The organism is Candidatus Thermoplasmatota archaeon (genome assembly GCA_022848865.1).
Classification (GTDB): domain Archaea; phylum Thermoplasmatota; class Thermoplasmata; order RBG-16-68-12; family JAGMCJ01; genus JAGMCJ01.
This window is the reverse complement of the sequence record JAJISE010000001.1, coordinates 48,703-63,200: the sequence shown is the minus strand read 5'-3', so window position 1 is coordinate 63,200 and position 14,498 is coordinate 48,703. Positions and strand designations below refer to the sequence as shown.

Annotated in this window: 15 protein-coding genes; 9 read left to right on the top strand and 6 right to left on the bottom strand. The window is 56.0% G+C overall.

Annotated features, from left to right (window positions below; all coding sequences use genetic code 11):
* Positions 1 to 88: 88 nt before the first annotated feature.
* The gene (locus LN415_00345) at positions 89 to 535 is read right to left on the bottom strand and encodes a cytidine/deoxycytidylate deaminase family protein (GenBank protein ID MCJ2555549.1); all 447 of its coding nucleotides are present in this window, start codon (positions 533 to 535) and stop codon (positions 89 to 91) included.
* Positions 536 to 619: 84 nt separating this feature from the next.
* Here LN415_00345 and LN415_00340 point away from each other — a divergent pair, with 84 nt between their 5' ends.
* The 4 genes from LN415_00340 to LN415_00325 all read left to right on the top strand — a co-directional run bounded on the left by LN415_00340 (position 620) and on the right by LN415_00325 (position 5,083).
* Positions 620 to 1,465 carry an alpha/beta hydrolase gene (locus LN415_00340; protein ID MCJ2555548.1) on the top strand — a complete coding sequence of 282 codons (846 nt, stop codon included), beginning with the start codon at positions 620 to 622 and terminating at the stop codon, positions 1,463 to 1,465.
* Positions 1,465 to 2,232: an alpha/beta hydrolase gene (locus LN415_00335; protein MCJ2555547.1), complete on the top strand. Its 768-nt coding sequence runs from the start codon at positions 1,465 to 1,467 to the stop codon at positions 2,230 to 2,232. Before LN415_00340 ends, LN415_00335 begins: the two co-directional genes overlap by 1 nt.
* 69 nt (positions 2,233 to 2,301) lie before the next feature.
* Positions 2,302 to 3,888 carry an ATP-dependent DNA ligase gene (locus LN415_00330; GenBank protein ID MCJ2555546.1) on the top strand — a complete coding sequence of 529 codons (1,587 nt, stop codon included), beginning with the start codon at positions 2,302 to 2,304 and terminating at the stop codon, positions 3,886 to 3,888.
* Between the two features lie 76 nt (positions 3,889 to 3,964).
* A complete protein-coding gene (locus LN415_00325) occupies positions 3,965 to 5,083 on the top strand; it encodes an aminopeptidase (GenBank protein ID MCJ2555545.1) in 1,119 nt (372 codons plus the stop codon).
* Here the strand turns inward: LN415_00325 and LN415_00320 are convergent.
* Positions 5,080 to 5,247, bottom strand: coding sequence for a hypothetical protein (locus tag LN415_00320; GenBank protein ID MCJ2555544.1), 168 nt, complete (start codon positions 5,245 to 5,247; stop codon positions 5,080 to 5,082). The two genes, LN415_00325 and LN415_00320, sit on opposite strands and share 4 nt — an antisense overlap.
* A gap of 223 nt (positions 5,248 to 5,470) precedes the next feature.
* Between LN415_00320 and LN415_00315 the strand changes: the two genes are divergently transcribed.
* From LN415_00315 to LN415_00300, 4 genes are all read left to right on the top strand, one after another.
* The gene (locus LN415_00315) at positions 5,471 to 5,662 is read left to right on the top strand and encodes a 30S ribosomal protein S17e (GenBank protein ID MCJ2555543.1); all 192 of its coding nucleotides are present in this window, start codon (positions 5,471 to 5,473) and stop codon (positions 5,660 to 5,662) included.
* Between the two features lie 132 nt (positions 5,663 to 5,794).
* On the top strand, positions 5,795 to 6,799 hold the full coding sequence (locus tag LN415_00310) for an ABC transporter ATP-binding protein (protein MCJ2555542.1): 1,005 nt from the start codon (positions 5,795 to 5,797) through the stop codon (positions 6,797 to 6,799).
* Positions 6,796 to 7,644 (top strand): ABC transporter permease, encoded by an 849-nt coding sequence (locus LN415_00305; GenBank protein MCJ2555541.1) that lies wholly within the window; start codon positions 6,796 to 6,798, stop codon positions 7,642 to 7,644. The genes LN415_00310 and LN415_00305 overlap by 4 nt, the downstream gene beginning before the upstream one ends.
* Complete coding sequence (locus LN415_00300; protein MCJ2555540.1) at positions 7,635 to 8,492, top strand: ABC transporter permease; 858 nt, start codon at positions 7,635 to 7,637, stop codon at positions 8,490 to 8,492. The genes LN415_00305 and LN415_00300 overlap by 10 nt, the downstream gene beginning before the upstream one ends.
* On the opposite strand, the gene LN415_00295 is transcribed toward LN415_00300, so the two are convergent.
* Positions 8,479 to 8,808 carry a ribonuclease P gene (locus tag LN415_00295; GenBank protein ID MCJ2555539.1) on the bottom strand — a complete coding sequence of 110 codons (330 nt, stop codon included), beginning with the start codon at positions 8,806 to 8,808 and terminating at the stop codon, positions 8,479 to 8,481. The genes LN415_00300 and LN415_00295 overlap by 14 nt on opposite strands.
* A 76-nt stretch (positions 8,809 to 8,884) precedes the next feature.
* On the opposite strand from LN415_00295, the gene LN415_00290 reads away from it, so the two are divergent.
* Entirely contained in the window at positions 8,885 to 9,961 is a 1,077-nt protein-coding gene (locus LN415_00290; protein ID MCJ2555538.1) for a Xaa-Pro peptidase family protein, read from the top strand.
* Here the strand turns inward: LN415_00290 and LN415_00285 are convergent.
* The 3 genes from LN415_00285 to LN415_00275 all read right to left on the bottom strand — a co-directional run bounded on the left by LN415_00285 (position 9,958) and on the right by LN415_00275 (position 14,414).
* A complete protein-coding gene (locus LN415_00285; protein ID MCJ2555537.1) occupies positions 9,958 to 10,446 on the bottom strand; it encodes a DUF402 domain-containing protein in 489 nt (162 codons plus the stop codon). The genes LN415_00290 and LN415_00285 overlap by 4 nt on opposite strands.
* Before the next feature lie 27 nt (positions 10,447 to 10,473).
* Positions 10,474 to 12,357, bottom strand: coding sequence for a hypothetical protein (locus LN415_00280; protein MCJ2555536.1), 1,884 nt, complete (start codon positions 12,355 to 12,357; stop codon positions 10,474 to 10,476).
* A gap of 68 nt (positions 12,358 to 12,425) precedes the next feature.
* Complete coding sequence (locus tag LN415_00275) at positions 12,426 to 14,414, bottom strand: PKD domain-containing protein (protein ID MCJ2555535.1); 1,989 nt, start codon at positions 14,412 to 14,414, stop codon at positions 12,426 to 12,428.
* Positions 14,415 to 14,498: the final 84 nt, after the last annotated feature.

Below are 14,498 nucleotides of genomic sequence, written 5' to 3'. Positions count from 1 at the left end.
TCATAGTCGAGAAGAGGAGCTCTTGGATATCGCGGCCCTCACGTTCTCCCTAAGCATAACTGATTATGAGAAAAAAGGCCCACCAGAGCTAGTCATCTGGAAGCTCGACCCTGTCAACCTCCACTCCCGCCTGCGTGAGCAAATCCCTCCCCATGCTCTCAGGGTAGTCCTCCAGGTAGACGACCCGCTTGATTCCCGCGTTGATGATCATCTTGGCGCAAGTATTGCACGGGACAATCGTGGAATACAGCGTCCCGCCCTTCGCGCCCTTTCCCGCCTGAAGGAGGGCGTTCATCTCCGCGTGGACGCCAGTGCAGACCTCCATCCTCTGTCCAGAGGGTATGTTCTCCTGGTCCCTTATGCAGCCGACCTCATCACAGTGTGGGAGCCCCCTCGGGTTCCCGTTGTACCCGCTGCTCTCTATCTCGTCCCCGGTCACAACTATCGCGCCGATCTTGTGGCGCGTGCATGTGCTTCTCTTGGAGACGTCCACAGCGATGTTCATGTAGTAGTGGTTCCTGGATATCCTGGACATTGGCACACAAAGATAAGAAATGCCGAATATAAAAAGATTCATTCAGGGGAGGTTCATCTCTCCTCCCGCTAGAAAGGTGACTTGATGGGTTCCAGCGTGGCGAGGATTCATGATCGGGCAATCGAGTACGAGGTCAGAGGCAGCGGACCTCCGTGCCTTCTCGCTCCTATCGGCTGGGGAATCGACTACACGCTGTGGGCCCACTACCTCACGGGCCTGGAGAAGAAGCTCACGATGGTGTACCTCAACCCAAGGGGGATCGGCGAGTCATCCAAGATCACGTCACCATCCGACTTCTCCATGGATTCCACCGTGTCGGACATGGAACGGCTGAGGAAGCACCTGGGATTCGAGAAGATTGCGGTCATGGGCCATTCGGCGGGCGGGTTCTCCGCACTCAAGTATGCCATCAGAAGGCCGGAGAACGTCAGTGCCCTCGTTCTGATCGCAACCGCGGCGGACACTCGGTACGAGGCGGAGTTCGACGACCTCCTCAGGACGGACAAGAGGATTGCCAGCATCCACAAGGAGATGGCGAGCCCCGGGAACGAGAAGATGACGAAGGAAGAGCTGATGAGACGGAACCTCATCCTCATGTTCTCCGTTTACTTCAAGGACTACGAACCCTTCAGAGGGGAGTTCGAGGAGCTCCTCTCGGCCTCCAAGATGTCCCCCGACCACCTTAGATATCATCAGCAAGTTGACCTGCGGAAGTACGACGTCCTCGACGATCTCCCGAAGATATCTTGTCCCGTTCTGATTCTGGCGGGTAGGCACGATTCCATTTGCCCGCCTAAGTTCTCCCAGGTAATGGACGACGCGATCCCGGAATCGAAGCTGATGGTGTTCGAGGACAGCGGGCACTGGCCCCTCATCGAGGAGAATGACGATTTCGTCCGGAGCGTTGTCGATTTCCTCGAGGGGACCTGATGCCTCTCATCCGAATCAGCTCCGGGGACATCTACTACACAGCGCACGGGGAGGGCCATCCACTGATCGCTCTGCACGCAGGTCTCGGGACGGGCATGGGGGACTTCAGGAAGTACATCCCGCTCATGTCCGCCAGGTACAGGTTCATTCTCCCGGACAGGATCGGCTATGGAAGGTCGACACACGTCGAGAGTTTCCCCGAGCCGTTCTTCCTGAAGCAGGTGGACGATCTTATCGAGTTCATGGACATGCTGGGGGTCGAGAAGACCACCTTCTGGGGATGGAGCGATGGCACGGTCATTGCCCTCAACCTCGCTCTCAGGCGACCCGACCTCGTTTCGGCCATCGTGGCGGAGGCAGGGCATTACTGTCCGGTCAAGGAGACGAATGCCCTGTTCGAGAGATTCCTGAGACCGGACGATCTGACCGAGCGAGAGACAAGGTCTTTCTTGAGACTGCACGGCGACCCGTACTGGAAGACGCTTCTGCGGATCTGGGCTGAGCGGTGGCTGGCGTTCAATCGCTCGACGGACGACTTCTACGACAACAGGCTCGGTGAGGTCCGCTGTCCTGTCGTTTTCCTGATAGGCGACGGAGACGAGCACATCCGCATCTGGGAGTTCGAGAAGATGCACGAGCTGGTGGAGGGATCAGAACTCATCGTTCTCGAGGGGGCGGGCCACGCGGCTCATCTAGGCCACAGCGAGAAGGCCTTCTCGCGAGCGATGTCGAGGTTTCTTGAGGAGCATCCCCTCTGCCAGAAGTAGATTCCCGCTCTCGATTCCCCTCCTGTTTCGAGGTTACTGTTTTTAAACCCACAAGCCGTATCAAGACCGATGGAGACCCCTTTCTCCGAGCTCGTTCAGGTGTGCAAGGCTCTTGAGTCCACGACCAAGAGGTTGGAGAAGAGGAGGGTCTTGGGGCAGTTCCTCCAGGGAGTCAACCCCGATGAGATCTCTCCTGCGGTACTGCTAGTCATAGGCAGGATCTTTCCGGAGACGGAGTCAAAAGCCCTTCATGTAGGATGGAGGACCGTCAGGAAGGCCCTCGGTCCGGGGAAGCAGGCCACACTTTTCGAGAAGCCTCTCAGCATTCTGGATGTCCAGAGGTCGTTCGATGAGATTGCCAAGGTCTCTGGCAGGGACTCCATTAGCCGAAGGACGAACCTGATGAAGGCCCTGCTCGGTCGGGCAAGTGACGACGAGCGGGAGATGATCCTGAGGGAGCTGTTCCAAGAGATGAGGCACGGCGTGAGTGAGGGCATCATGCTCGAGGCGATCGCCGACGCATCCTGCGCGGACGTCAACCTCGTCAGGCGGGCTCATATGTTGAGCGGTGACATCGGTAGCGTAGCTCAGGTCGCGCTCACCGCGGGCCCCTCGGGACTCGAGAGGTTCGGACTGAGCCTCCTGAAACCCGTCAAGCCCATGCTCGGTGAGTTGGCGGAGAACCTCGAGGGCGTCTTCGAGGAGCATTCGGCGGGAACCGCGCTGGAGTTCAAGTACGACGGTGCAAGAATCCAGATACACCGCAAGGGGGACGAGGTCGGAATATTCACCCGCCGACTAACGGACGTGACGGCATCGCTCCCTGAGGTGCGGGAGATCGCTCTCGACCTCCCCGCGAAGGAGTTCCTCTTGGACGGTGAGGTCGTCGCCGTGGACAGCGAAGGGAAGCCGCTGCCATTCCAGGACCTGATGAGGAGGTTCAGGCGGGTGCACGATGTGGATGAAATGAGGAAGCAGATGCCGCTCAAGCTCTACCTCTTCGACGTTCTGTATGTCGATGGGGAGATGTTGATTGACGAGCCATATGAATCGAGGTGGCGTAAGCTGTCCGAACTCGCGCCAGACTATCTTGCGGAACGCATCGTTTCATCTAAGCCCAGGGAAGCCGCCGAGTTCCTGGAAAGGGCGCTTGAGGCGGGACATGAAGGCCTGATGGCAAAGGCCCTGGACAGCCCCTATCGCCCTGGTCACAGGGGCAAGAGGTGGTTCAAGGTCAAGCCCGCGGAGATGCTCGACCTCGTCATAGTTGCAGCCGAGTGGGGCTACGGACGAAGGGAGGGCTGGCTGAGCAACTACCATCTCGCCGTGAGGAATGAGGAGACGGGCGGGTTCGAGATGATCGGGAAGACGTTCAAGGGGCTGACGGACGAGGAGTTCCAGTGGATGACGGACCGCCTCCTTTCGCTGAAGACATCTGAAGAGGGACATACGGTCCTTGTCCGCCCCGAGACCGTTGTCGAGGTAGCATACAACGAGATCCAGAAGAGCCCTCACTACAACTCGGGATTCGCCCTCCGCTTCGCGAGGATAAAGCGCATCAGAGAGGACAAGTCTCCTGAGGACGTGGATACGTTCTCCACGCTCAAGAATCTCTATGAGAAGCAGTTCGAGCGGAAGGGCAGGGTCTCAGACTGAGCCTTCCGCGGCTCCCGCCAAGTTCTTATTCTCGGATCCTTTTCTCTTTCAGGTCCTGTGACCAGGGAGGAGTCTGATGTCGAAATTCATGGAATCCATCGCCTACGACGAAGACCTCAAGCGGGCCGCGAAAGTGGCGATTGAGGACGTCATAGCTGTGAAGGAGGGGGAGAACGTTCTCATCGTCTCGAATCCAGATGACGATGTTCGGAGGATATCCGAAGTGGTCTTCAACGCGTCGGTCGACTCTGGCGGGAAGACGTCGCTGGTCTTTCAGGAGCCCAAGACGCAGGTGGATTTCGCCGAGGACGCCGTGATTAGAGCGATCGAATCGAATCCAGACGTTTTCATATCGATTAGCCGCCACAAACTCGGAAAGGACAGGTTCAGGTTGAAGGACCCCATCAGCGAGGGCGGGAAGGAGTTCGATCACATCTTCACGTACCTCTGGAAGACGAAGAAGCTGAGGTCGTTCTGGTCCCCTAGCATCACAGCCAAGATGTTCATCGAGACGGTTCCGATAGATTACGGGGAGCTCAGGAGCAACGCCCGGAAGTTGAAGGGAATCCTGGACAAGGCCGATGCCGTTCACATTACCGCCAAGGCCGGAACGGACGTGAGGATCGGACTGAAGGGCAGGACTACCCACTTGGATGACGGAGACTTCACGAAGCCAGGCACGGGCGGGAACCTCCCCGCAGGCGAGGTCTACATATCACCCGAGCTGGAGTCCTCAGAAGGAACCATCGTCTACGACGGAAGCATATCCGCCCACAAGGGCGTGATCATAATCCGCGATCCAATCAAGGTGAAGGTCGAGAGCAACTCGGTCACGAAGATCAAGGGCGGGACCGAGGCCACGGCCTTGGAGAACACGCTGAACATAAGCAAGGAGACCGCACTCGAGATGGCGGAAAAGGGTTCTATGACGAAAGAGAAATCTGAGGAATACGTCAAAGGAGCCAGGTGTCTCGGCGAGCTCGGGATAGGGCTGAACAAGAAGGCCGAGATCGTTGGCAACATGCTGGAGGACGAGAAGGTCTACGGGACGTGCCACATTGCCATCGGATCCAACTACGACGAGGACGTGAAGTCTTTCACACATCTCGACGGGCTGGTCTGGTACCCGACGATAACCGCGATTCATCCTGACGACTCTGAAGAAACGATTATGAAGGACGGGAAGCTCGTCTAGACCGCGCCCTCGAACTCTTCCTGCAAGTCGATTATGACCTGCTCCAAAACCTCTTCGAAAGTGGGACTCCTGTACTCTCTCACTCCTCCCAGCTCGCTTTGAACACGGGCCAGATACGTGGATGCGTCCTTGAGGAACTCGACATTACAGAGCGATTCTTCCATCTTCTGTCCCCTTTCAGAAGTGGCGTAAACAGATTCTGTATTTGAATCTTCCGCAGTGAGAACCTGTATGGAATGGCCTCTGAGGGATCGAACTAGAGAGAATCCCGGATTCCTCGACGTTCCTGGAAGTGACACCGAAGGCAGAACAGTCAGGGCAACATTTATTAGTGATGGCCACATTGAAAGTCGAACGCCGAGATGAAATCACCTTGGAGTGAAACGCTTGGGTAACATAAGACCGACGTACATCAAGAGGATTGCCGTGGAACTCATCAAGAGATATCCGGAAGAGTTCACCGATGACTTCGAGCACAACAAGAAGAAAGTCCAGGAGTTGACGGACGTGACCACGTTAAAATTGAGAAACAGAATCGCGGGATACCTCACAACATTCAGGAAGCACTACGAGGCCTGATTCCTGGCAAGTTTTTTTTGGCTTGCCGGGGAAGACCCCATGGCAAGCGTCCTACCTTCATCAACCCCCTGCCGTTAGGCTTATAGCCCCCGAAGTATGAACGAGGTGGGCATCTCAACGTGGTGGCGAGAGATGAACTACGCTGTCGAGACGAAGGATCTGACGAGGATCTTCCGCGTGAAGAAGCGGAGGAGGAGGAGGCGTAGCGGGAGCAAGGGAGCGGAGCCGGACGTCACAGCGCTGAAGGACGTGAACCTGCGCATCAAAGAGGGCGAGCTCTTCGGTCTCCTAGGTCCCAACGGCGCAGGAAAAACAACACTGATAAAGATCCTCTGCACGCTTCTTCTTCCCACTTCTGGAAAGGCATATGTCGCCGGGAACGACGTTGAGAAGGACCCGTATCCGATTAGAAGGATCATCAACATGGTCTCTGGCGGGGAAACATCTGGCTACGGACTGCTCACGACCCGTGAGAACCTGTGGATGTTCTCCCAGTTCTACGGAATCCCCTCCAAGGAGGCCAAGAAACGGATAGATGAGATGTTGGAGGCCTTCGGGATCTGGGACAAGAGGAACGCGAAGGTCAGGACGCTCTCGACGGGCGAGAGGCAGAAGGCGAACGTAATTAGGGGATTCATGACGGACCCGAGCATAATCTTCCTCGATGAGCCCACTCTAGGGCTTGATGTGAACGCGAGTCGGATAATCAGGAAGTTCATCAGCAACTGGGTGAGGGAGGTGAGCGGAAGGACGGTTCTCCTCACGACCCATTACATGATGGAGGCGGATGAGCTCTGCGACAGGCTAGCGATCATAGACGAGGGCGGAATAGTGGCGTGCGACACGCCTCGGAATCTGAAGAAGACGGTCAGCAAGGCCTCATCACTCTCGTTCGAGACGGATTACCTTAGGGATCCTGACAAGCTCAAAGGAATCGAAGGCATCCAGAACTTCACCTACAAGCACGACGGTCAGATGAACAGGACGTTGCTCACCTTCATAGTACAGGACGAATCCGCGGTTGCCGACATCGTCTCCAGGATCGTGGAACAGGGCGCCAAAATCCACTCGCTTGAAAAGAGAGAGCCCACGCTCGAGGATGTTTTCGTCTCTCTCGTGGGCAGGGGGCTGGCATGAAGGACTACGTGCTGCTCAACCTGAGGGCCCTGAAGGGCCGAGCGTACCCAAGGGTAGTTGGAGGCACCCGGGAACTCAGCTGGATATTCTTCGATACGATCCTGCCACTGCTCACCGTCGCTGCTTACGTCTTCGTCTATCAATATCTCGGCAGCCTTGCTCAAGGGCCACAGAAGGAATACATCGGTCAGTTCGTCGGCTATGTCATCCTCGGAGGTGCTATGACAGCCTACTGGATGAACGTCCTGTGGAGCATGGCAGCTCAGTTCTACTGGGAGAAGGAGATAGGCAACCTTCAGCTCTATATGATCGCTCCGATGTCGAGGATGGCGGTTCTCGGAGGCATGGCGGTCGGCGGGATGTTCTACACTACCGTGCGGGCGGTCTCCACGATAGTCATAGGTGTGCTCATATTCGGAGTGACCTTCTCCCTCGGCCCGCCGATATACTTGGTTCTCGTGTTCCTCCTCACTCTGATAGCTCTGTACGGGATGGGGATGCTCTTCGCATCGCTCTACATGATCTACGGAAGAGAAGCTTGGCACATGTCCAGTCTTCTCACCGAGCCCATCTACCTCGTCTCGGGGTTCTACTTCCCTGTGAGGTACCTGGGATCCATTGTCGCGTTGTCCGCATCCATCATTCCCATCACACTCGGGCTTGACGCTCTCAGGCAGCTCATGTTCACCGAAACCGCCGACATCCACGGCTTCCTTCCTGTGGAAGTGGAGCTGGTCGCACTTGCGGTTCTGTCCGTTCTCTTCCTTTTCCTTGCTAGACACTCTCTCCGCTTCATGGAGAACTTGGGCCGAAAGACCGGGAGGTTGACGATGAGATGGCAATGAAGGAGAACCTCAGGACCCTTCTTGGGGCCGGATGGCTCGGCTGGCAGATGGAAGCCAACTGGACCGATCCGTTCCTGTTCTTGGTTTACTCTGTAGCGAAGCCTGTCTCTGGTGCCTTGATCCTTGTCTTCATGTACATCGTCATACTCGGCGGGGTCGCTGCTCAAAGAGATGCATTCGCTTTCATATTCCTGGGCAACGCTTTCTTCATCTATGTAGGGCAGGTGCTCTTCGGTGTGACCTGGGTCATCCACGAGGACAGGGAGCACTTCCAGACTCTGAAGTTGATATACATTTCACCGATCAGCTTCTACTACTACATCATAGGTCGAGCGGGAAGCAAGATTCTCATCGCGACGATAGCTGTCGTGGTCACACTGCTCTTCGGTGTCTTTGTCCTGGGCATTCCCGTGGACGCGTTCACGATGGACTGGGGCCTTCTTATCCTCTGCTTGACTGTGGGCATGGCATGTTTGGTCTCTATCGGTATCGCTCTGGCGGGGATAACCTTCCTGACCGCCAAGCACAGTGGGGGAATCAACGAAGGCATCGCGGGTCTATTCTACGTCTTCTGCGGCGTCGTTTTCCCCATAACTCAACTCCCCGCGTGGGGCCAATCCCTCGGATATGCCATTCCAGTGACATACTGGCTGGAAGCGATGAGAAAGGCCCTGCTCCCCGCACAGCAGCTGGAAGGCACAGGGCTCCAGGGCATCGAGAACTTCTGGCTGGTTGCGCTGCTGGCGGTTTCAGCCCTATTCTTCTACTTCCTGTCAATACTCATTTTCAGACTGGGCGACTACCTCGCCAGGCGGGCGGGAAAAATCGATATGACTACCGCCTACTAGACTTCTCTCTCAGATAGGGCATCCTCATTATATGGCCACATTCTCCGCACGTTATCGTTATCCTTGAACTCCGGAGCCGCACCCTGCTGTTCTCGGACGGGAGCAGGAAGGAGCCACATTTCCGGCAGAACCTTCTCTTCAGGGCCGAAGGGAAGGGCGTGTTGTACCTCATGCCGATGCGCCTGGCCAGCTGGACGTACCTGTTCGACCTCCTCAAGTTGCCCCGGAGGGACTCCTTCTCGGCCTGCTGGAACAGGATCAGAATCCTCTCCCGCGCGATTCTCCGCTCGAGACCCTTCTTTCTTCTTCTTGCCATCGTCAGCTAGGGATGAACACTTACTAGCAAATATGATTTAGGCTATGAGATATTACCGACTATGATGAAATCGAGAGTGGGGAAGATATTCCGAAATGCCGGGAAGGGCATCGACTGCATTGTGTTCATGAACGGAACCGAGCCGTTGCACGACATGACGTTCTTCTATGTTACTGGGTTCACATCAGGCCTCTTCGAGGGCAGCGCCGTTTTCACTTATCCAGACAAATCGCTGAGATTGGTGACATCGCTCCTTGAGCAGGAGAGTGCGAGAAGGGCGGATTTCCCAGTGAGGATATTCAAGAGCATCCAGGAGAGGGAGAAGATGTTCAAGTCCTCGCTTCGAGGCTGCAAGAGAATCGGAGTGAACCCGCCAGAGCTCACGTATCGGAACTACCTGCTTCTCAAGAAGCTCGCCCCCAAAGCGGAGCTCATTGACGTATCCGAAGCCGTGATGAAAGCCAGGGTCGTGAAGGACAGGAAGGAGATCGCGACAATAAGGAGGGCGTGCAAGATCTCATCCGAGGTCGCCAAGGAGATTATTCCCTACATAGACGTCGGAGTGAAGGAGTACGAACTTTCGGCGAGGATAAACTTCCTGATGCAGAAGAAGGGAGCGTCTGAACCCGCGTTCGAGACTATACCCGCCTCGGGGCCGAACTCGGCGGAGGCGCACTACACGGCGGCGGACAGGACGCTTCAGAAGCGGGACTTCGTCCTCTTCGATTTCGGCGCCCGCTACAAGAAATACGTCTCGGATCTGACCAGGACCTACGTCCTGGGAAAGGCGAAGAAGAAGCAGAAGGAGATGTACGAGATCGTCCTGAAGACCCAGAGAAGCGCCATGAGGAGAATACGGCCAGGTGTGAAGGCGTCAACGGTGCACAACGCAGCGGCGAGGATGATAGACAAGACGAGATTCAGAGGCAAGTTCACCCACGGGCTCGGTCACAGCATCGGGCTGTCTGTCCATGATGGGATGGGTCTTGGTCCGTTCTCGGACTTCAAGCTCGAGAAGGGCATGGTCTTCACAGTCGAACCAGGGATATACGTTCGCGGATATGGTGGCGTTAGGATCGAAGACGATATCGTCGTAACGAAGGGTGGCTGCGAGTCTCTTACGACGGCCGACCGCGATTTCATCGAGATCTAGGCCCGGAACTCCTGCACGATTCTTGGCGGGAAGCGCCCCGTCTCGACATCCTTGATTACTCGGGCGACGGTCTCCCTTGCCAGCGACACCTGCTCCTCAGTTATCCAACCCTTCTCGATAGCCTCTTGAAACTCGTCCTCATCAAGAACCTCGTACCGCATGTCAGGCAGGACAAACACGTCGAGGTACAGATCGACGATCTCATACCCTCCCTCGACGCGAGAAGGCTCAGTGTTCACGTTGCAGAAGTAGCCCGTGAGGTTCCCATCCTTGTCTGTGACTACGATGATCTCAAGTGGAGGGTGGAAGAACTCGAACAACAGGGCACGATAGCCCTCTGCCACGACTTCCTGACCGTGTATGATCAACGGCCTTCTGAAATCGACGAAGTCGAACCGCGTTATGACAAGGTCCCCTCGGTCCTCGACCAGTTCCTGTTCGTAATCGAATGTCTCGCCGTGGGGCCTGATCACTCTGACAAGCACGACCCACCAACGCATTCCCGGCTATAACTACTCGACCGGTGGTTCTTCCTTCTTCCTGCGCCTGACGAGCAGGAGCACAACCACGAGGGCCGCAACCACCATGAGCGCTATCGCCGCATACAGGACGTAGTCGAACCACTTGTCATCTCCTTCATCTTCCACGGGCGGATGGCTGTGCGGATCGTCGGGGTCGGTCTCGTTCTGATACTCGACGAGGTTGGAGAATCCATCCCCATCCAGATCTTCATCGGCATCGGAGGGATCCAAGGGATCAAGAGAATTCGAGTGCTCCCAGCCGTCGGGCATAGTGTCCTCATCGGTGTCGTTGGACAGCGGATTCGTCCCGAGTCCATTCTCCATCTCATCGGACAACCCATCACCGTCATCATCCAGATCGCTGAAGTCTGGCTCACCGTCTCCGTCAGTGTCCAGGGTATCTCCCTCAAAGACCTCCGTATGTGAGAGGCTCATGTCGACGCTCCTGTTGTGGTACGCGAAGAACAGAGTGGGGTGAGTAACCGTCACCATCGTGGTATTGTGCACTCTCACACCGTCTTCGTAGGTCTCGTGGGCAACCGTGATGTCTTGCAAGTATCCCTGGACGTCGGTGACGTTGGAGAAAACGGATACACCGTTGTCTGTAATCTCAACGGTGACATTCTCGACTGGATCCGACGTCTGGTGCTCGATGGTGTGGACGGTCAAGTAGTTCCTAACGAGAAGATGACAGACTGGACAACCAGATCCCGCGGAGACCTTCCCGCCAAAAGTGGAGTTGACCACGACCAGAGCAGAACCCGACTCGAGGAAGAAGTCCCTCAACCCCCCACTAATCGTCGAGTTGTAGAAAGTCGCGTCACCTTCGTAGGCGTACACGCCATCATCCACACCCGATATGTTTGCACCTTCGATGGTGCCAGACGAAACTCCGAGTCTCAGGCCAACAATGCTGCCTTCCGAGACATCACCTTGGGACTGAACATTGGTGAAATCCAGGTGGAAGCCCACCTGCTCGTTTCCCCGGGCGACATTCATCCTGCTGATCAAGAGGCCGCTGCCATAGGAGTAGTATCCAGCTACGTTGTTGATGGCGGTGTTCGAGATCAGGACGGGCTGCGAAGCAAAGGACCGCAGTCCATATGTGTTGTTCTCCAGCGTGTTGTTGTAGACAAGCGAAGTTGAGGCTTCCAGTCGTATCCCGTGAGTGTTGTTCATGAAAGTGCTGTTCTGGATTGTAACGTTCGTGTTCCGGATGTATGCACCGTTTTCCGTGTACTCGATCCTCGCGTAGTTGAATGCTGACGATTCACTGCCCGTGTCGAAGTACACGCCTTCCCAGTCCCCCTTCTGGGGCGCCGAGGAGTTCGAGGTGAAGGCTATCATCTGGTTCCACGAGCCCTGAGCAACCAAGGTTCCTGCAACAGAGAGCCTGGTTCCATTGTCAAACGCGATAGTCGCTCCCGGATCGATGGTGAGCGTCGCGTTAGCACCGACGACCAAATCCCGCTTGATGACCCTCGCGGAAGAGTTCCAGTGGTCGTCAACGACCTCGAAGGACACATTGTGGTAGAACACATCAGGAGGTTGCGTATAGCTCGCGTTGACCCACCATGTCCCCGTCTGGTTAACGGTGTAATTGCTTCTTGCGAGTCCGCCATCGTCAGGATCGGATGCCACTGTATAGACGAGCGAACCGCCAGGGTCGTACCACTGGAAATCCACATCCAAGAGCGCATCTGGCGGGGATCCCGTGAAGTTCAGCAGCGCACCCGCCACGACCTTGGATTCGTTCACATAATCTGAGACGACGGTCACGACGTCGTTCACAGTAACAGCTGCTCTCACGTTCACGCCGGCGAGCGTACTTGTAACGAGGATTGCCATGATGGTGATGGCAACGCGGTTCTTCATGTGACCAAGACCATGGATTGCACTATATATTCGTTTCCTGAATGGCCACTAACAGCTAGAGGTCAGGCCTACTTTCGCCCTGGAACGAGTCCCCAGTAGCCAATGCTGTACCCGTACTCGTTGTTCAGGTGGTCAGCTATCTCCGTCGCAGTCGCGTACTCGCCATTATCGTACAGGTCCATCAGATGGTCTAGCGCTTCCGAGGCCGTCATCGAAGTGCCGTCGGGGAAGGTAACAACATCATCGGAACCTACAGTCCCGCTGTCGATGTTGTATTCCCAAGCTGTGATCTGAAGCAGGGCCAACTCCCCCTGGTTGGCGCCTCTGCCTCCCCCTCCTCCCCCCTTGGGACAGATATTTCCTTCCCCGACCGTAAGCGTGGTCGTTACGGTTGTCGTTCCCCCATCATCATCGGTTACAGTGAGGGTCACGACGTAAGTTCCAGGTGAGCTGTAGATATGAGTCTGAGTGTCCTGGACACTGAGTGGCGGAGTAGTTCCTCCGAAGTAGGGCTCGTACGGGCTCGGATCTGGATCGTTAGGCGGCACTCTGGAGGGATCGTAGTAGTAGGTCGTGGTCGTGACGTTGCTGCCGTCTCCCCAATCCCACGTGAATGTCAGGTCATCGCTACCCGGGTCCGTTGCTGACCCGACGAAGGTCAAAGGCGCACCCACGAGTGCCCCGATGTTTATGTCGACAATCCAGGGCTCCACGTGAATGAAGTGCTCGCTGTCCCGCTCGATGGACTGCTGCACGTTGAAGGTGTGGTGGATTTTGCACTGTCCACCCTCCGCGTAGTCCAGGATTATCCAGATGGGATTGGCTCCCCACAGCTGTCCGTTGATGGGCTGATCGCCCATTATCGCGTCGGCGAGGTCCTCGTACGGATCGTATGTGACCACCGCAGTGTAGTTGACGGAGTCAGCCGCATCTAGGCGGATCGTGATGCCCTGATCCCCAGAGCTCGGATTGAGCGACGGGTCCCCAGGCCACCTCTCTACCTCGATGTAGGCGGCTATGTCATCGTACTGGCCGGTCTCCTTGTCGTAGTTCTCGTAGAGAGTTAGCTCCACGTTGTGCCACTTCTCTCCAGCGACTCTCAAGAAGAGCGTGACCTCGATGTACGCCCCTTCTATCGTCGGGGTCGGGTCCACATTCAGTACCTCCACGTAGCCAAAGGCCGTCCCTGTCAGGCCATCATCATCCGTCACGGTGAGTTTCACTTCGGTGTAGTAGTCATCGTACCAGATGAATGTCACGATCGGGCCAGTCGCATCGACATCATTGTCATAGATGCCATCACCATCACTGTCGACAAACACGTCAAGGTCCCATTCGTAGCTGACTATCGTGCCGTCAGGGTCGGACGAACCGGACCCGTCAAGAGTGACCAGATCGCCCTCGTAGATTGTCTCAGGGGTTATGACGATATCCGGTATTGGCGGCTCCTCATCCTCGGGTATCATTGCCGAGGAAATGAATGTCAGATCATGACCGTTCGGGGTCTTGTAGTCGGCAATCGGGTCGAACGCGTCGAAGTGGATCTCGAAGTAATCATCCGGGTCCGGGCCCAGCGTTACTGTCGTGTCGAGTCTTACCGTGGTCTTGCCAGGAAGTACCTCAGGCTCGTAGAAGTATATGTCCCAGATTGCTTCGTCTCCTGAGTATACATGATGCTTCCCTCCCCAGTCCTCATCAAACGGATTGAACTCCGTGTTCCCGAAGTCAGGGAGGTATGAGGTTTCACCCTCAATGTCGATGCTCACAAAGTCGTCCGATGTCGTCCAGTTGTGAATGGCAATGGCGATTCTCAGGTCGGTGAGATCATCATTTCCTCTGTTCTCGACAATCATCTCAAATGTGCACACAACGTCTGGGCCAAAATCACAATGGGTGACCCATCCACCAGCTTTCCATCCTCCACCTTTCGCTCTCTCTCCAGGATCAGCGTTCAGCCAGATGTGGGCACCACCGCCCGCAAGAGCTGCCGGGAGCAGGGATACAATCATCATAGAAGCGCAGGCTAGAGCTAGAGTTCTCTTCGCGTACTCTCGCATTTTTCCACCTTCCTCCAAACCCCAAGAGGCCGTGTCCGCGCCGAGTTGGAGCGCGCGTGTGGGCAAAAAGACGCCCCTCCTCGA